This is a genomic window from Pseudomonas kielensis, from assembly GCF_014236655.1.
Classification (GTDB): Bacteria; Pseudomonadota; Gammaproteobacteria; order Pseudomonadales; family Pseudomonadaceae; genus Aquipseudomonas; species Aquipseudomonas kielensis.
In genome coordinates, this window is sequence record NZ_JACMYG010000010.1 from 111,264 (window position 1) to 125,655 (window position 14,392).

Annotated in this window: 15 protein-coding genes; 11 read left to right on the plus strand and 4 right to left on the minus strand. The window is 62.7% G+C overall.

Annotated features, from left to right (window positions below; all coding sequences use genetic code 11):
- Positions 1-13: 13 nt before the first annotated feature.
- Positions 14-313 (minus strand): hypothetical protein, encoded by a 300-nt coding sequence (locus tag H7995_RS12525; RefSeq protein ID WP_166589250.1) that lies wholly within the window; start codon positions 311-313, stop codon positions 14-16.
- A gap of 125 nt (positions 314-438) precedes the next feature.
- Here H7995_RS12525 and H7995_RS12530 point away from each other — a divergent pair, with 125 nt between their 5' ends.
- Positions 439-1,098 (plus strand): glutathione S-transferase family protein, encoded by a 660-nt coding sequence (locus tag H7995_RS12530; RefSeq protein WP_166589249.1) that lies wholly within the window; start codon positions 439-441, stop codon positions 1,096-1,098.
- A gap of 48 nt (positions 1,099-1,146) precedes the next feature.
- Here the strand turns inward: H7995_RS12530 and argH are convergent, their stop codons facing one another.
- Positions 1,147-2,541, minus strand: coding sequence for an argininosuccinate lyase (gene argH, locus H7995_RS12535; RefSeq protein WP_166589248.1), 1,395 nt, complete (start codon positions 2,539-2,541; stop codon positions 1,147-1,149).
- Positions 2,542-3,011: 470 nt separating this feature from the next.
- On the opposite strand from argH, the gene H7995_RS12545 reads away from it, so the two are divergent.
- From H7995_RS12545 to rsd, 7 genes are all read left to right on the plus strand, one after another.
- Entirely contained in the window at positions 3,012-3,758 is a 747-nt protein-coding gene (locus H7995_RS12545; RefSeq protein ID WP_166589247.1) for a LytR/AlgR family response regulator transcription factor, read from the plus strand.
- 137 nt (positions 3,759-3,895) lie between these two features.
- Positions 3,896-4,837: a hydroxymethylbilane synthase gene (gene hemC, locus H7995_RS12550; RefSeq protein WP_166589246.1), complete on the plus strand. Its 942-nt coding sequence runs from the start codon at positions 3,896-3,898 to the stop codon at positions 4,835-4,837.
- Positions 4,834-5,598 (plus strand): uroporphyrinogen-III synthase, encoded by a 765-nt coding sequence (locus tag H7995_RS12555; RefSeq protein ID WP_166589245.1) that lies wholly within the window; start codon positions 4,834-4,836, stop codon positions 5,596-5,598. Before hemC ends, H7995_RS12555 begins: the two co-directional genes overlap by 4 nt.
- A 16-nt stretch (positions 5,599-5,614) precedes the next feature.
- Positions 5,615-6,754, plus strand: coding sequence for a uroporphyrinogen-III C-methyltransferase (locus H7995_RS12560; RefSeq protein WP_182342831.1), 1,140 nt, complete (start codon positions 5,615-5,617; stop codon positions 6,752-6,754).
- Positions 6,751-7,989, plus strand: coding sequence for a heme biosynthesis protein HemY (locus tag H7995_RS12565; protein WP_185818439.1), 1,239 nt, complete (start codon positions 6,751-6,753; stop codon positions 7,987-7,989). Before H7995_RS12560 ends, H7995_RS12565 begins: the two co-directional genes overlap by 4 nt.
- A gap of 231 nt (positions 7,990-8,220) precedes the next feature.
- Positions 8,221-8,772: a disulfide bond formation protein B gene (locus H7995_RS12570; protein ID WP_166589242.1), complete on the plus strand. Its 552-nt coding sequence runs from the start codon at positions 8,221-8,223 to the stop codon at positions 8,770-8,772.
- Positions 8,773-8,949: 177 nt separating this feature from the next.
- Positions 8,950-9,408 carry a sigma D regulator gene (rsd, locus tag H7995_RS12575; protein ID WP_166589241.1) on the plus strand — a complete coding sequence of 153 codons (459 nt, stop codon included), beginning with the start codon at positions 8,950-8,952 and terminating at the stop codon, positions 9,406-9,408.
- A 66-nt stretch (positions 9,409-9,474) separates the two neighbouring features.
- Here rsd and H7995_RS12580 read toward each other — a convergent pair whose 3' ends face one another.
- Positions 9,475-10,140, minus strand: a complete 666-nt coding sequence (locus tag H7995_RS12580) for an FKBP-type peptidyl-prolyl cis-trans isomerase (RefSeq protein WP_185818440.1) — start codon at positions 10,138-10,140, stop codon at positions 9,475-9,477.
- 192 nt (positions 10,141-10,332) lie between these two features.
- On the opposite strand from H7995_RS12580, the gene H7995_RS12585 reads away from it, so the two are divergent.
- Positions 10,333-11,343, plus strand: coding sequence for an AlgP family protein (locus tag H7995_RS12585; protein WP_185818441.1), 1,011 nt, complete (start codon positions 10,333-10,335; stop codon positions 11,341-11,343).
- Here the strand turns inward: H7995_RS12585 and H7995_RS12590 are convergent.
- Complete coding sequence (locus tag H7995_RS12590) at positions 11,340-11,804, minus strand: TIGR02444 family protein (RefSeq protein WP_185818442.1); 465 nt, start codon at positions 11,802-11,804, stop codon at positions 11,340-11,342. The genes H7995_RS12585 and H7995_RS12590 overlap by 4 nt on opposite strands.
- A gap of 50 nt (positions 11,805-11,854) precedes the next feature.
- On the opposite strand from H7995_RS12590, the gene H7995_RS12595 reads away from it, so the two are divergent.
- Both H7995_RS12595 and H7995_RS12600 read left to right on the plus strand, forming a co-directional pair.
- Complete coding sequence (locus H7995_RS12595; protein ID WP_166589237.1) at positions 11,855-13,765, plus strand: ATP-binding cassette domain-containing protein; 1,911 nt, start codon at positions 11,855-11,857, stop codon at positions 13,763-13,765.
- A complete protein-coding gene (locus H7995_RS12600) occupies positions 13,765-14,346 on the plus strand; it encodes a mechanosensitive ion channel family protein (RefSeq protein ID WP_185818443.1) in 582 nt (193 codons plus the stop codon). The genes H7995_RS12595 and H7995_RS12600 overlap by 1 nt, the downstream gene beginning before the upstream one ends.
- Positions 14,347-14,392 lie beyond the last annotated feature (46 nt).

Sequence of the window (14,392 nt, forward strand, 5' to 3'; positions counted from 1 at the left end):
GCTGGGGTGATTCTTATTTCTTTTCCGGTGGCAGCTCGGGCAGGGCGCGCAGGGCGGCTTCGTACCACTGGGTGTCGAACGCGCGGTCTTCTTCGAGGATCGCGTCGATTTCCACCGCCAGCACGTGGGCCATCAGGTTGAGGATTTCCTCGCGCTCGTAACCCACCAGGGTCAGTTTGTTGAAGGTGGCTTTGGCCGCAGGCGGGTTATCGCTTTCGATCTGGTTTTCGATGGCTTCGATCAGGGTGTTCTCGGCGAACGTTTCGTCGTCGATGTCGTCGTTCGCATTGGTGCCGGGGGTCAGCTCGCTCATGGCAGGCTCCTCAAGGTAAGGCCTGCAGTTTACCTGCATTCAGCGCCGTGATGCTGCTGGCGAGAGTGCGCCCGAGGATCTATAACAGTCGCTGCCAACCCCCTGCACGGCCTGGAGGCTTTGTGATGCTCAAGCTTTATGGTTTTTCCGTCAGTAATTACTACAACATGGTCAAGCACGCCTTGCTGGAGAAGGGCCTGGCGTTCGAGGAGGTCGCCTTTTATGCCGGCCAAAGCCCGGAGGCGTTGGCGATCAGCCCGCGCGGCAAAGTCCCGGTGTTGGAGGTCGAGCAGGGGTTTGTCAATGAGACGAGTGTGATCCTGCAGTACCTTGAAGACACCCAGGCTGGCCCTGCGCTGCTGCCCAAGGCACCGTTCGAGCGGGCTCAGGTGCTGGCACTGGCCAAGGAAATCGAGCTGTACATCGAACTGCCCGCCCGCGCGTGTTTCGCCGAGGCGTTTTTTGGCATGTCGGTACCCGACGCGATCAAGGAAAAAGCCAAGGGCGAGTTGCTGCTGGGTATTGCGTCCCTGGGGCGGCATGGCAAGTTTGCCCCCTACGTGGCGGGGGACAGCCTGAGCATCGCCGATCTGTACTTCCTGTACAGCGTCAGCCTGGCCTGTGCGGTGGGTAAAAAACTGTTCGAGCTGGACCTGTTGGCAGAGCTGCCGGCGGCCAGGGCATTGCTGGAGCGCTTGCAGGAAACGCCGATTGCGCAGCGCATCAATGCCGACAAAGAGGCAGGGATGCCTGCATTTTTGGCGATGATCGCCTCAAGGAAGTAGAGCTTTCGCTGGCGAGCCGCAAGCGGCCGCCAGCGAAGCTTTCAGCGTTTAACGGCTGGCCAGCAGCGCCTGGCCGCGAACCACCGCCGCCTTCACCTGAGCCGGTGCAGTGCCGCCAATGTGGTTACGGGCATTGACCGAACCTTCCAGGGTCAGCACGGCAAACACGTCCTGCTCGATCTGGTCGCTGAACTTGCGCAGTTCTTCCAGGCTCATTTCCGCCAGGTCCTTGCCACTTTCCACGCCGTACTTCACGGCGTGGCCGACGATTTCGTGGCAGTCACGGAACGGCAGGCCGCGGCGGACCAGGTAGTCGGCGAGGTCTGTCGCGGTGGAGAAGCCACGCAGGGCCGCTTCACGCATGATGGCGTGTTTTGGCTTGATCGCCGGGATCATGTCGGCAAAGGCCCGCAGCGAGTCGCGCAGGGTGTCGGCAGCGTCGAACAGCGGTTCCTTGTCTTCCTGGTTGTCCTTGTTGTAGGCCAGGGGCTGGCCTTTCATCAGGGTCAACAGGCCCATCAGCGCGCCGAACACCCGGCCGCTCTTGCCGCGCACCAGTTCCGGAACGTCGGGGTTTTTCTTTTGCGGCATGATCGAGCTGCCGGTGCAGAAGCGGTCCGGCAGATCGATGAACTGGAATTGTGCACTGGTCCACAGCACCAGCTCTTCGGAGAAGCGCGACAAGTGCATCATGGCGATGCTTGCGGCGGCGCAGAATTCGATGGCGAAGTCGCGATCCGACACGTTGTCCAGCGAGTTGCCGCCTACGGCGTCGAAGCCCAGCAACTGTGCGGTCAGTTCACGGTCGATCGGGTAGGTGGTGCCCGCCAGCGCGGCGCTGCCCAGGGGCATGCGGTTGGTGCGCTTGCGGCAGTCGACCAGGCGCTCGTAGTCACGGCTGAGCATTTCGAACCAGGCCAGCAAGTGATGCCCGAAGGTCACTGGCTGGGCGGTCTGCAGGTGCGTGAAGCCCGGCATGATGGTCTCGGCTTCGCGCTCGGCCTGCTCCAGCAGGCCTTTTTGCAGGCGGGTGATTTCAGCCAGGATCAGGTCGATCTCGTCCCGTAGCCACAGGCGAATATCGGTCGCCACCTGGTCGTTACGGCTGCGCCCGGTGTGCAGCTTTTTGCCGGTGACGCCGATGCGGTCGGTCAGACGCGCCTCGATGTTCATGTGCACGTCTTCGAGGTCGATGCGCCAGTCGAAGGTGCCGGCCTCGATTTCACCCTGGATGGTGCGCAGGCCGTCGATGATGCTGTCGCGTTCGGCGTCGGTCAGCACGCCCACCTTGGCCAGCATGGTGGCGTGGGCGACGGAGCCCATGATGTCGTGGCGATACAGGCGCTGGTCGAAAGTGACGGAGGCGGTGAAGCGGGCGACGAAGGCGTCGACGGGTTCACTGAAGCGGCCGCCCCAGGACTGATTGGTCTTGTCAGTGCTCATGAATTCGCTCGTGATCGGCTGAAGGAAGATGGCGTAAAAACCTGCGGCGGATAATAACAGGGTTGCCAATCGTGTCGGTGACGCTGGTCGATACGTTTTTTCCTGATGGGGGGCCATACTCAAGAGGTCGCCGCCACGAATGCGCAACGATATTTGTCAATTGCCCACTTTTGGCACGGCGAGCGTCTACAGTTGCACGTTAGGAGCCGCGCGAACGATGCGCGCAGCGCTCAGACGCCAGGCCGAAAACCAACGAGCGGGGTGTTCATATTGGCTACCAACATTCCCCGCGGTGATGCCTGGCCAGGACTGATTTTGAACGCGGCTGCACCGGCACCGATAAATATTGCTGTCCGACGTGCGGCACTTTTTGGCGCTCGCGCTAGTCTTAGCGTGGATCGCGGTGACGGATGTCACTTCACCTGTCTACGCTATCCTTGTGCGAGACTCACGCAGGAATCCAGCGCAATATGAATGTCCTGATCGTTGATGACGAACCCCTAGCCCGCGAGCGCCTGAGCCGTATGGTCGGCGAACTCGAGGGATACAGTGTCCTGGAGCCCAGCGCCACCAATGGCGATGAGGCGTTGACCCTGATCGACAGCCTGAAACCCGACATCGTGCTGCTCGATATCCGCATGCCCGGCCTTGATGGGCTGCAAGTCGCAGCCCGCTTGTGCGAGCGTGAAACCCCACCCGCGGTGGTGTTCTGCGCAGCCCAGGATGAATTTGCCACTGAAGCCCTGCAAGCCAGCGCCGTGGGTTACCTGCTCAAGCCGGTGCGTTCGGAGCAACTGCTCGACGCCCTGAAAAAGGCCGAGCGACCCAACCGGGTACAGCTCGCGGCCCTGACCCGTCCTGCGGCCGAAAGCGGCAGCGGGCCACGCAGCCATATCAGCGCCCGCACCCGCAAAGGCATCGAACTGATCCCGCTGGGGCAAGTGGTCTATTTCATCGCCGACCACAAATACGTGACCTTGCGTCACGAGGGCGGCGAAGTGCTGCTGGATGAGCCGCTCAAGGCCCTCGAAGACGAATTTGGCGACCGTTTTGTTCGTATCCACCGCAATGCGCTGGTGGCCCGCGAGCGGATCGAGCGCCTGCAACGCACGCCACTGGGACATTTCCAGCTGTTTCTCAAAGGTCTCAACGGCGATGCGCTGATTGTCAGCCGGCGCCATGTCGCCGGTGTACGCAAGATGATGCAACAGCTGTAGAAGGCTGCGGTGCAACGATTGCGCGGCCCTTTCGCGGGCAAGCGAGGCCAGGGAGGCCGCGCTGTTTCTGATACAAGTCAAAGCGAATTTGGCTGAGCTGTTATTATCCGCCGTATCTATTCAGTACGGATTGATCCATGTCCCCTCGCGAAATCCGCATCGCTACCCGCAAAAGTGCCCTGGCCTTGTGGCAGGCCGAATACGTCAAAGCTCGTCTGGAGCAGGCTCATCCCGGCCTGGTCGTGACGCTGGTGCCCATGGTCAGTCGCGGCGACAAGCTGCTTGATTCGCCCCTGTCGAAGATCGGAGGCAAGGGCCTGTTCGTCAAGGAGCTGGAAACCGCGCTGCTCGAAAACGAAGCCGATATTGCCGTGCACTCGATGAAAGACGTGCCCATGGACTTCCCCGAAGGCCTGGGCCTGTACTGCATCTGTGAGCGCGAAGACCCGCGCGATGCCTTTGTCTCCAACACCTACGCCAGCCTCGACGCATTGCCCCCGGGCAGTGTGGTCGGCACTTCGAGCCTGCGTCGCCAGGCTCAACTGCTGACCCGTCGCCCTGACCTGCAGATCCGCTTCCTGCGTGGCAACGTCAACACTCGCCTGGCCAAGCTCGATGCCGGCGAGTACGACGCGATCATCCTCGCCGCAGCTGGCCTGATTCGCCTAGGCTTCGAACACCGCATCAGCGACTCGATCAGCGTCGACGACAGCCTGCCGGCCGGTGGCCAGGGCGCCGTGGGCATTGAATGCCGCAGCGCCGACAGCGAAATCCACGCGCTGCTGGCGCCTCTGCATCACCAAGACACCGCCACCCGGGTCACTGCCGAGCGCGCTCTGAACAAGCACCTCAATGGTGGTTGCCAGGTGCCGATCGCCTGTTACGCCGTGCTTGAAGGCGAGCAGCTCTGGTTGCGTGGCCTGGTCGGCGATCCGAACGGTGGCTTGTTGCTCAGCGCTGAGGCCCGTGCGCCACGCGCCGCTGCCCAGGCCTTGGGTGTGCAAGTAGCCGAAGACCTTCTGCGCCAGGGTGCCGATGACATTCTGAAGGCGGTCTACGGTGAGGCAGGTCACGAGTGACTGGCTGGCGCCTGCTGCTGACGCGTCCGGCTGAGGATTCGGCGGCACTGGCGAGCTTGCTGGCCGAACAGGGGATTTTCAGCAGCAGCTTGCCGCTTTTGGAAATGGCTCCCCTGGCATTGACTGACACAATGCGTGCGGTGATCGACGGTTTCGACCGTTACTGCGCGGTCATAGTGGTCAGCAAGCCGGCAGCCAGAATGGGCCTGGCCCTGCTCGAGCAACGCTGGTCGCCGTTACCACGCGTGTCGTGGTTCAGCGTCGGCGCGGCGACGGCGCAGGTTCTGCAGGCACACGGCCTGGACGTCAGCTTTCCGCTGGAAGGCGATGACAGCGAAGCGTTGCTGCAGGTCAGGCAGTTGCGTGAGGCGATCGCGCGGCCCGCAGGGCGCGTGTTGATCCTGCGCGGTGAGGGTGGGCGTGAGCTGCTGGCTGAGCGTTTGCGCGAGCAAGGTGCTAGTGTCGATTACTTGGAGGTGTACCGTCGCGACTTGCCGCAGTACGCCGAGGCGACCTTGCCGGAACTGATTCGAGCGGAACGCTTGAACGGCCTGGTGGTCAGCAGTGGACAGGGTTTTGCGCACCTGCACCAAATGGCCGGTGATGCCTGGCCGGCGTTGGCGCAGTTGCCCTTGTTTGTGCCGAGCCCGCGTGTCGCCGAAATGGCACGGGCAGCGGGCGCCCGAACAGTTGTGGATTGTCGTGGTGCCAGTGCCACGGCCTTGCTAACGGCGTTGGGAGCAACCCGACCCGTTCTCTAATGCAAAGGATGGATACGTGAGCGAAACAGCCTTGCCTAAAGATGACGTCCAGCCCGCGCTCGATGCGCCGGTTGAAACTGTGAACAGCCCAGAGCCACGCCGGGGTAACGGACTGGCGATTCTGGCGTTGTTGGTGGGCGCCGCGGGCGTGGCCGTTGGCGGCTGGGGCGTCTGGCAGATGCGCAGCCTGCAGGCCAACACCCAGCAACAAATGGCGCAAATGCAGGCGCTGAGCGACCAGGCGCAAGGCCTCAAGCTCAATGAGCAACGCCTGACGGCACGCCTGGAGCAATTGCCGGGTGCCGACGAGCTGGACGCCCGGCAGCGTCTGGTCGCCCAGTTGCAGGGCGACCAGCAGCGCTTGAACCAGCGCCTGGAAACCGTGCTGGGGGCCAGCCGCAAGGATTGGCGTTTGGCTGAGGCCGAACATTTGCTGCGCCTGGCCAGCCTGCGCCTCTCCGCTCTGCAAGACATCAGCAGCGCCCGGGCATTGGTCCAGGGTGCTGACGAAATTCTCCGTGAGCAGAATGACCCGGGTGCCTTTGCCGCTCGCGAGCAGCTCGCCAAGAGCCTGGCAGCGTTGCGCAGCACCGAGCAGCCGGACCGCACCGGGTTGTTCCTGAAGCTGGGCGCCTTGCGTGACCAGGTCACCGAACTCACCGAGCTGGCGCCCGAGTACCACGACCGCGGCGACTCGCTGCTGGGCCTGACCGCCGATGGCGACGGGGCCAGTCGCTGGGCGCAATGGTGGGACCAGATATCGCGCTACATCCGCATCGATTTCAATGCCGACAAAAACATCCGTCCGTTGCTCGCCGGCCAGAGCCTGACCCAGGTCCGCCTGGCCTTGAGCCTGGCGATCGAGCAGGCGCAATGGGCCGCGCTTAACGGTCAGGCACCGGTCTACAGCCAGGCGCTGACCGAGGCGCGGGATGTGCTCAAAGGCAGTTTCAATCAGGACAACCCGCAAAGCCAGGTGATGCTTGAGCAGCTCAACGAACTGAGCAAGCAGCCGGTCACGGTAATGACCCCTGACCTGGCGACCACCTTGAGCGCGGTCCAGGGTTATCTGGAGCGGCGTAACGTGAATGCCGAGGAGTCGGTCAAGCCTGCGGCCAAGGCCGTCGAGGGCACGACGCCGGAGACCAGTCCATGAAACGTCTCTATGTGATTGTGTTCCTGGTGATCGCCGCCGCTGGTGCGTTGGGGCTGGCGATTGCCCAGCACTCTGGGTACGTACTGATCGCCTACAAGACCTTCCGTTATGAGTCGAGCCTGTGGGCGACCTTGCTGCTGGTTGCGCTGATCTGGCTGGTGCTGTGGGGAGTCAAGGCCCTGGTCGAGTTGGTGGCGGTCTCCAGTGGTGTGGTCAATCCCTGGTCGAACCGCAACCGCAGCCGGCGGGTCCAGGTGGCGATCGAGCACGGTCAGCTGGACCTCGCCGAAGGCCGCTGGGCCAGCGCCCAGCGCCACCTGCAACGCGCTGCCGAGGCCGAGCGCCAGCCGCTGCTCTACTACCTGGGCGCTGCCCGGGCAGCCAATGAGCAGGGGCGCTATGAAGAAAGCGACAACCTGCTGGAGCGTGCCCTGGAGCGTCAGCCCCAGGCCGAGCTGGCGATTGCCTTGAGCCATGCGCAACTGCAGACCGACCGTGGCGATACCGACGGCGCCCTGTCCACGCTGCTGGCCATGCACGAACGTCATCCCCACAGTGTTCAAGTGTTGCGCCAGTTGCAGCGTCTGTATCAGCAACGGGGCGACTGGTCCTCGGTGATCCGCCTGTTGCCCGAGCTGCGCAAGGACAAGGCTTTGCCGGCCAGTGAGCTGGCTGAGCTGGAACGTCGGGCCTGGGGGGAAAACCTGACCCTGGCAGCGCGCCAGGACGAGGGTGGGACCGTGGGCCTGCAATCGCTCAATCGCGCCTGGCAACAGCTGACTTCGGCCCAGCGCCAGGAGCCACAACTGGTGCTGGCCTATGCCGAGCAGTTGCGTCAGCTGGGCGCCGAGGTCGAGGCTGAAGAGGTCCTGCGGGCCGCCCTCAAGCGTCAATACGACAGCCACCTGGCGCGCCTGTACGGGTTGCTGCGCGGCAGCGATCCGGCGCGCCAGTTGCAGACCGCCGAGGGCTGGCTGAAGCAGCACCCCAACGACCCAAGCCTGTTGCTGACCCTCGGCCGCTTGTGCCTGCAGACCAGCCTGTGGGGCAAGGCGCGGGACTATCTGGAAAGCAGCCTGCGCTTGCAGCGCAATCCGGAAGCCTGTGCCGAGCTGGCGCGGCTGCTGGCACAACTGGGTGATACCGACCGCAGCAATCAACTCTTCCAGGAAGGGCTTGGGCTGCTGGATGAGCGCCTGCTGGCTTCACCGTTACCGGTTCCCGTTCGAGTGTAGGATGGGATCAGGCAGGGCCGTCCAGAAGGGCGGACCTGCCGCGTCACGAAGGCCGGGCTACGTGTTGATCCTCACGCTGTAGGCGCAGTCTTACAGTGGGCTACACGGGGTCCTTTCACATTTGTCGGCGTTTCCCTACGTACTTGTCGAAGTCTCCGCGCAGCCCCGCCTTGAAAGGCCTCAGCGCTTTCCTCTACCGTAATGGCCTGTCCCTTCTTCTACGGATATGCCATGCCTTTGGCCTGCTCACGCTCCTTGTTCTTCATGGCGTTCCTTGCTGGTGCCATGGCCTTGGGCGCTTCGTATTATCTGGAGTACGCCATCGGGCTCGAGCCTTGTGGCCTTTGCATGCTGCAACGGGTCTGCCTGCTGCTGTTCACGCTGGTCTGCATGAGCGCTGCATTGCACGGCCCCCGTCGCCTGGGCAGCGTCCTGTACTGGCTGGCGGGGCTTGCCTGTGCCGGTGCGGGCACGGCCATTGCGTGGCGCCAGGTGCTGTTGCAGAGTGACCCGGTCGAGCAATTGGTGGCCTGTTCGCCCGAAGCCCTGGCCTATTCTTCCGACACTCCGTTGTTGTGCCTGCTCAAGCGAATGTTCGATGGCACTGTCGATTGTGCGCATATTTCCTGGTCACTGTTCGACCTGAGCATCGCTGAGTGGAGCCTGATGTTTTTTGTCGCTGTGCTGATTCTCGCCGCCTACCAAACCCTGCGACTGGTCTGGTACGCTCGTCAGCGACCGTCCAGCGGCGAGTCGTCGCACCCGAGCTGGACAACGGATTAAACACTTGTATGAACTTTATCTCCTGCGTACCTTGAAGCAGTTGGCGTGCGAGCATAATCTGGCCCGCACGTGTCATTGGATTCATGTTGCTCGATGGTGCCTTGCCTGGCCGAACCTTGATCCTCAAGTCTTGCGGCCAGCGCGGGTGGCATTACCCAAAAGGGAAGAGAGATCACCATGCTCGAAAGTTGTCAGAATGCTCAGGAACGCTGGGGTGGAGTGCACCTGCTGATCGATCGCTGGTTGCAGGAGCGTCACGAGCTGGTTCGGGCCTATGATGCTCTCGGCGCCAAGCCCGAGGCGCTGGGCGACAATCGACAGCCCTTGCAGGAGTTTTGCGCAATCCTGGTCGACTACGTCTCTGCCGGCCACTTCGAAATCTACGAACAGCTCACCGGCGAGGCCAAGGCGTTTGGCGACAAACGCGGGCTGGAGTTGGCTGAAACCCTCTACCCACGCATCGACGTCATCACTGAAAAGCTGCTGGCGTTCAACGATCTGTGTGATGCTGGCAAGTGTGTTGCCGAGAAGTTCAAGGAGTTGGGGGGCTTGCTCCACGAGCGCTTCGAACTGGAAGACTGCCTGATCGAAGTGCTGCATACCGCCCACAAGGAAGAGGCTCCGGCACAAGCCTGAGCCTTGATCGGTTGGCAATCTGAAAACGGTGCGCATGGCGCGCCGTTTTTCGTTTTCGCGGATTGATCAGCCGGAGGCGCCCAGCAGCTCCACTTCAAATACCAAGGGTGTAAACGGAGCGATCAGATCTGCGGCGCCGTCGGCACCATAGGCTTGTGCCGAAGGAATCACCAAACGCCATTTCGCGCCCACCGGCATCTGCTGCAGAGCCGTGTGCCAACCACGGATCACACTGTCGAGACTGAACCATTGTGGCTGCTCGCTCTGATCGAACACCGTGCCGTCGGGTAGCTTGCCAACGTAGCGAACCTGGACCTTGCCGTGGGGGCCGGCCTTGACGCCGTTACCGGCAACTTGCTCGGTCAGCAGAATGCCGTCCGCCAGTTCGCGTACTCCCGGTCGGGCCTTTTCGCTGGCCAGAAAACGCTGCTCGGCTTGCAGGGCAACTTCACTTTGCGGTACGCCCGGCTGCTCGCTCATTCGTGCTTCGTGCTCGGCCAGGATTCGCTCGATCTGCTGGTCGTCCAGCGCCAGCGGCTTGCCTTGATAGGCCTGTTGCAACCCATCGACCAAGGCCTGGATCTGCAGGTCGGGAGCCTCCTGGCGCAGGCGTTCACCCAGGCTCGCGCCGAGACTGTAGGCGAGATCATGAGCCTCATTTCCGGGTTTTTTTTCAGCAGCCTGAGCCATTGAAAAGATCAGGCACAGGGGTAAAAAAAGCAGACGCGACATGAGCACTCTCCAGCGTGGAATGCTCAGGATTATGCCAGTGAGAATACGTCGGACGGTGAACTGCTTTGTGGTGCAGGCGGAACATTTTCAGTTCCGTGCAACCCAAGGCAATCGATACTGTCAACATGACCTAGCGGCGGTAGCAGCAGAGGTCTAGTATGAGCCGCACTCACGTCAGCCAGGAGGTAAACCATGTCGGCCAATAAGAAGCCTGTAAATACTCCGTTGCACTTACTCCAACAGCTTTCGGGCAGCCTGCTCGAACATTTGGAAACTGCTTGTTCGCAAGCCTTGGCTGATGCTGAAAAACTGCTCGCCAAGCTGGAAAAGCAACGCGGAAAAGCTCAGGAAAAACTGCACAAGTCGCGCACCAAATTGCAGGACGCTGCGGCGGCCGGCAAAGCCAAGGCACAGGCCAAGGCCAAGGGTGCGGTCAAGGAACTTGAAGACCTGCTCGACGCGCTCAAGGACCGTCAATCCGAGACGCGCAACTACATCCTCAATCTCAAGCGCGATGCCCAGGAAAGCCTGAAACTGGCCCAGGGTGTGGGCCGGGTGAAAGAGGCCGTTGGCAAGGTCCTGACCCAGCGTTCGGCCAAGCCAGCACCTGCGGCAAAAAAACCTGCGGCCAAACCGGCAGCGACCAAGGCTGCGACTAAAACTGCAGCAGCCAAGCCTGCAGCCAAGGCCCCGGCTAAAACTGCAGCGGCCAAACCAGCGGCCAAGCCAGTGGCTAAAACCGCAGCCGCCAAACCAGCAGCCAAGCCAGTGGCCAAACCAGCAGCCAAGCCAGTAGCCAAGCCAGTAGCCAAACCAGCCGCCGCCAAACCGGCTGCCAAGCCAGTAGCGAAAACCGCAGCCGCCAAACCGGCCGTCAAGCCAGCCGCCAAACCGGTTGCCGCTAAACCTGCTGCCAAGCCGGCTGCTAAACCAGCTGCCAAGGCACCTGCCAAACCTGCAGCAAAACCCGCGGCAGCCAGCGTTGCGAAACCTGCCGCCAAGCCAGCAGCGGCCAAACCCGTCGCCAAACCTGCGGTGAAAAAACCGGTCGCTGCGAAACCGGCTGCTGCCAAACCGGCCCCCGCTGCCGTGGCTGCCAAGCCTGCGACCCCTGCACCAGCTGCTGCACCAGCACCGGCCGCAGTGACCAGCACCGCGCCAGCCGCCACCAACAGCACCACCACCCCGACCAGCGCTTCCTAAGCCGAGGTCAACGCGACGCGCAGCTGCTGCAGCGCGTCGCGATCAAGGTTGGCGGCGTCCGTCGCCAAACCTTCCAGCCACGCGGTCAAGTCGATCGCTTGAGCGACCGGCCAGTCCTGTGCCGAACTTTCCAGACGCTCCAATAGTTGCCGCTCGGCTGCAAGCTCCAGTGCCTTGACCTGCGTGCGCAGAGTCGCGAGCTGTGGGTCCGCGGCGGCGGCGGTCTTCCACAACGTGCGCAATTGCCGAAGGGGCTCCACCACGTCGCGGGACCAGGGCAAGGCGACTTGCGAAAGGGCTTGCAGGCGCTGTTGGCTACAGGCAACACCCCGCGCACCGAGCCAGGCTGCGCAGAGCAGCAGGCAGACGTTGGCCCCGGCGCCTTGCAATCGCAGGCACGCGTCTTCCACGCCTGGCCGTGCATAGGTGTCGAGGGAAAAGCTCCATAGGTCAGAGGGCATAGTGCTACTCGCGCTAGTTGCGAGCGAAGCTGGTAGACTCCGCCGCCATTATGATTCGACTTCAGAACCTGACTTTACAGCGTGGCCCGCAACGTCTGCTAGAAGACGCCGAGCTGACCCTGCACGCCGGCCACAAAGCCGGCCTCATCGGTGCCAACGGCGCCGGCAAATCGAGCCTGTTCGCCTTGATCCGGGGTGAACTGCACCCGGACTCGGGTGACTGCTTCCTGCCGGCCGATTGGCGTATCGCCCACATGCGCCAGGAAATCGAGACACTCGAACGCCTGGCGGTCGACTACGTGCTCGATGGCGACCTGCGTCTGCGCGAGGTCCAACGCGACCTTGCGACAGCCGAAGCGGCCCATGATGGTGCCGCCCTGGCGCGCCTGCATTCGGAGCTCGACAGCGCCGATGGCTATACCGCCGACGCCCGTGCGCGCAAATTGCTCGCCGGGCTGGGGTTCACCAACGAGCAGATGGACCGTCAGGTCGGAGATTTCTCCGGTGGCTGGCGGATGCGTCTGAACCTGGCGCAGGCATTGATGTGTCCATCGGACCTGTTGCTGCTCGATGAGCCGACCAACCACTTGGACCTCGACGCCATCATCTGGCTCGAAGAGTGGCTCAAGAGCTACCCCGGCACTCTGCTGCTGATTTCCCACGACCGTGACTTCCTCGATGCAGTGGTCGATCACGTGGCCCACGTCGATCAGCGCAAGATCACCCTGTACCGCGGTGGCTACACCGCGTTCGAACGGGCCCGTGCCGAGCGTCTGGCCCAGCAGCAACAGGCCTACGAGAAGCAGCAGGCGCAACGGGCGCACATGGAAAGCTACATCGCCCGTTTCAAGGCCCAGGCCACCAAGGCCCGTCAGGCCCAGAGCCGGATCAAGGCGCTGGAGCGGATGGAAGAGTTGTCCGCGGCCCACGTCGATTCGCCGTTCGACTTCGTGTTCCGCGAATCGACAAAAATCTCCAGCCCGCTGATCGACCTGTCCGACGCCCGCCTGGGGTATGGCGACAAGACCATCCTGGAGAAGGTCAAGCTGCAACTGACCCCCGGCGCCCGGATCGGCCTGCTCGGCCCCAACGGTGCCGGCAAGTCGACCCTGATCAAAAACCTTGCCGGTGAGCTCGAGCCCCTGGCGGGCCGCCTGACCCGTGGCGAGAACACGGTGGTGGGTTACTTTGCCCAGCATCAACTGGACTCGCTGGATGCCAAGGCCAGCCCGTTGCTGCACTTGCAACGCCTGGCGCCGACCGAGCGTGAGCAGACCCTGCGCGACTTCCTCGGTGGCTTCGACTTCCGTGGTGCACGGATCGACGAGCCGGTGCTGAACTTCTCCGGCGGTGAAAAGGCTCGCCTGGCGCTGGCCTTGATCGCCTGGGAGCGGCCGAACCTGCTGCTGCTCGACGAACCCACCAACCACCTGGACCTGGAAATGCGCCTGGCGCTGACCATGGCCCTGCAGGAATTCAGTGGCGCGGTACTGGTGGTCTCCCACGACCGTCACCTGCTCAAAAGCACCACCGACAACTTTTTCCTGGTGGCCGATGGCAAGGTCGAGGAGTTCGACGGCGACCTGGAAGACTACGCCCGCTGGCTGGTCGAGTATCGCCAGCGCAACGCGCCGGTGAGCAACACCCCGGTCAACCCGGACAAGACCGACAAGAAGGCCCAGCGCCAGGCCGCCGCGGCGTTGCGTCAGCAACTGGCACCGCACAAGCGCGAAGCCGACAAGCTGGAAGCCGAACTGGGCAAGCTTCACGAGAAGCTGGCGAAGGTCGACACCAGTCTGGGCGACAGCGACATCTACGAGCCGGCGCGCAAGAACGAATTGCGTGACCTGCTGGCCGAACAGGCCAAATTGAAAGTCCGTGAAGCCGAGCTCGAAGAGGCCTGGATGGAAGCCCTGGAGCTGCTGGAGGGCATGCAGGCGGAGCTGGAGGCGTTGTCGTGATGGAAGCCTTCAAGCTGCCATTGCCGGCAGTGTGGGTCGAGCCGATCTGGCTCGGCGTGCAGATCCTGCTGATCCTGTTGGCGGGCTACCTGACGCAGCGCTTCGTGGCGAAGGGCCTGACCCGTCTGGGTGAGCGCTACCCGTTTCCGCCGCAGTTGCTGATGCCGCTGCGCGGCGGCCTGCGCTGGCTGATCATGGGCAGTGCGTTGATCTTTGTCCTCGAACGGCTGGGGGTTTCCGCCACGGTGCTGTGGACCGCGCTGTCCGGGTTTGTCGCGGTCGCCGCGGTGGCGTTCTTCGCCATGTGGAGTGTGCTGTCGAACCTGCTGTGCGCGATCCTGATCTTCACCGTCGGGCCGTTTCGCCTGGGTGATGTGGTCGAACTGGTGGATACCACGGACAAGCCCGGCATCAAGGGGCGGGTGGTGGCGATCAACTTGCTGTACACCACGTTGATCGAGGCCGAGGAACTGGGCACCGGCAGCGCCATGGTGCAAGTGCCCAACAGCCTGTTCTTCCAGCGCTCGGTGCGCCGCTGGCGCGGTAGCGACGTACTGCCTTCCAGCGGCTTTGAAAAATAGCCGGACACGCTGGTCGGCAGCGGCCACTTTCTACAAAAAATCGATA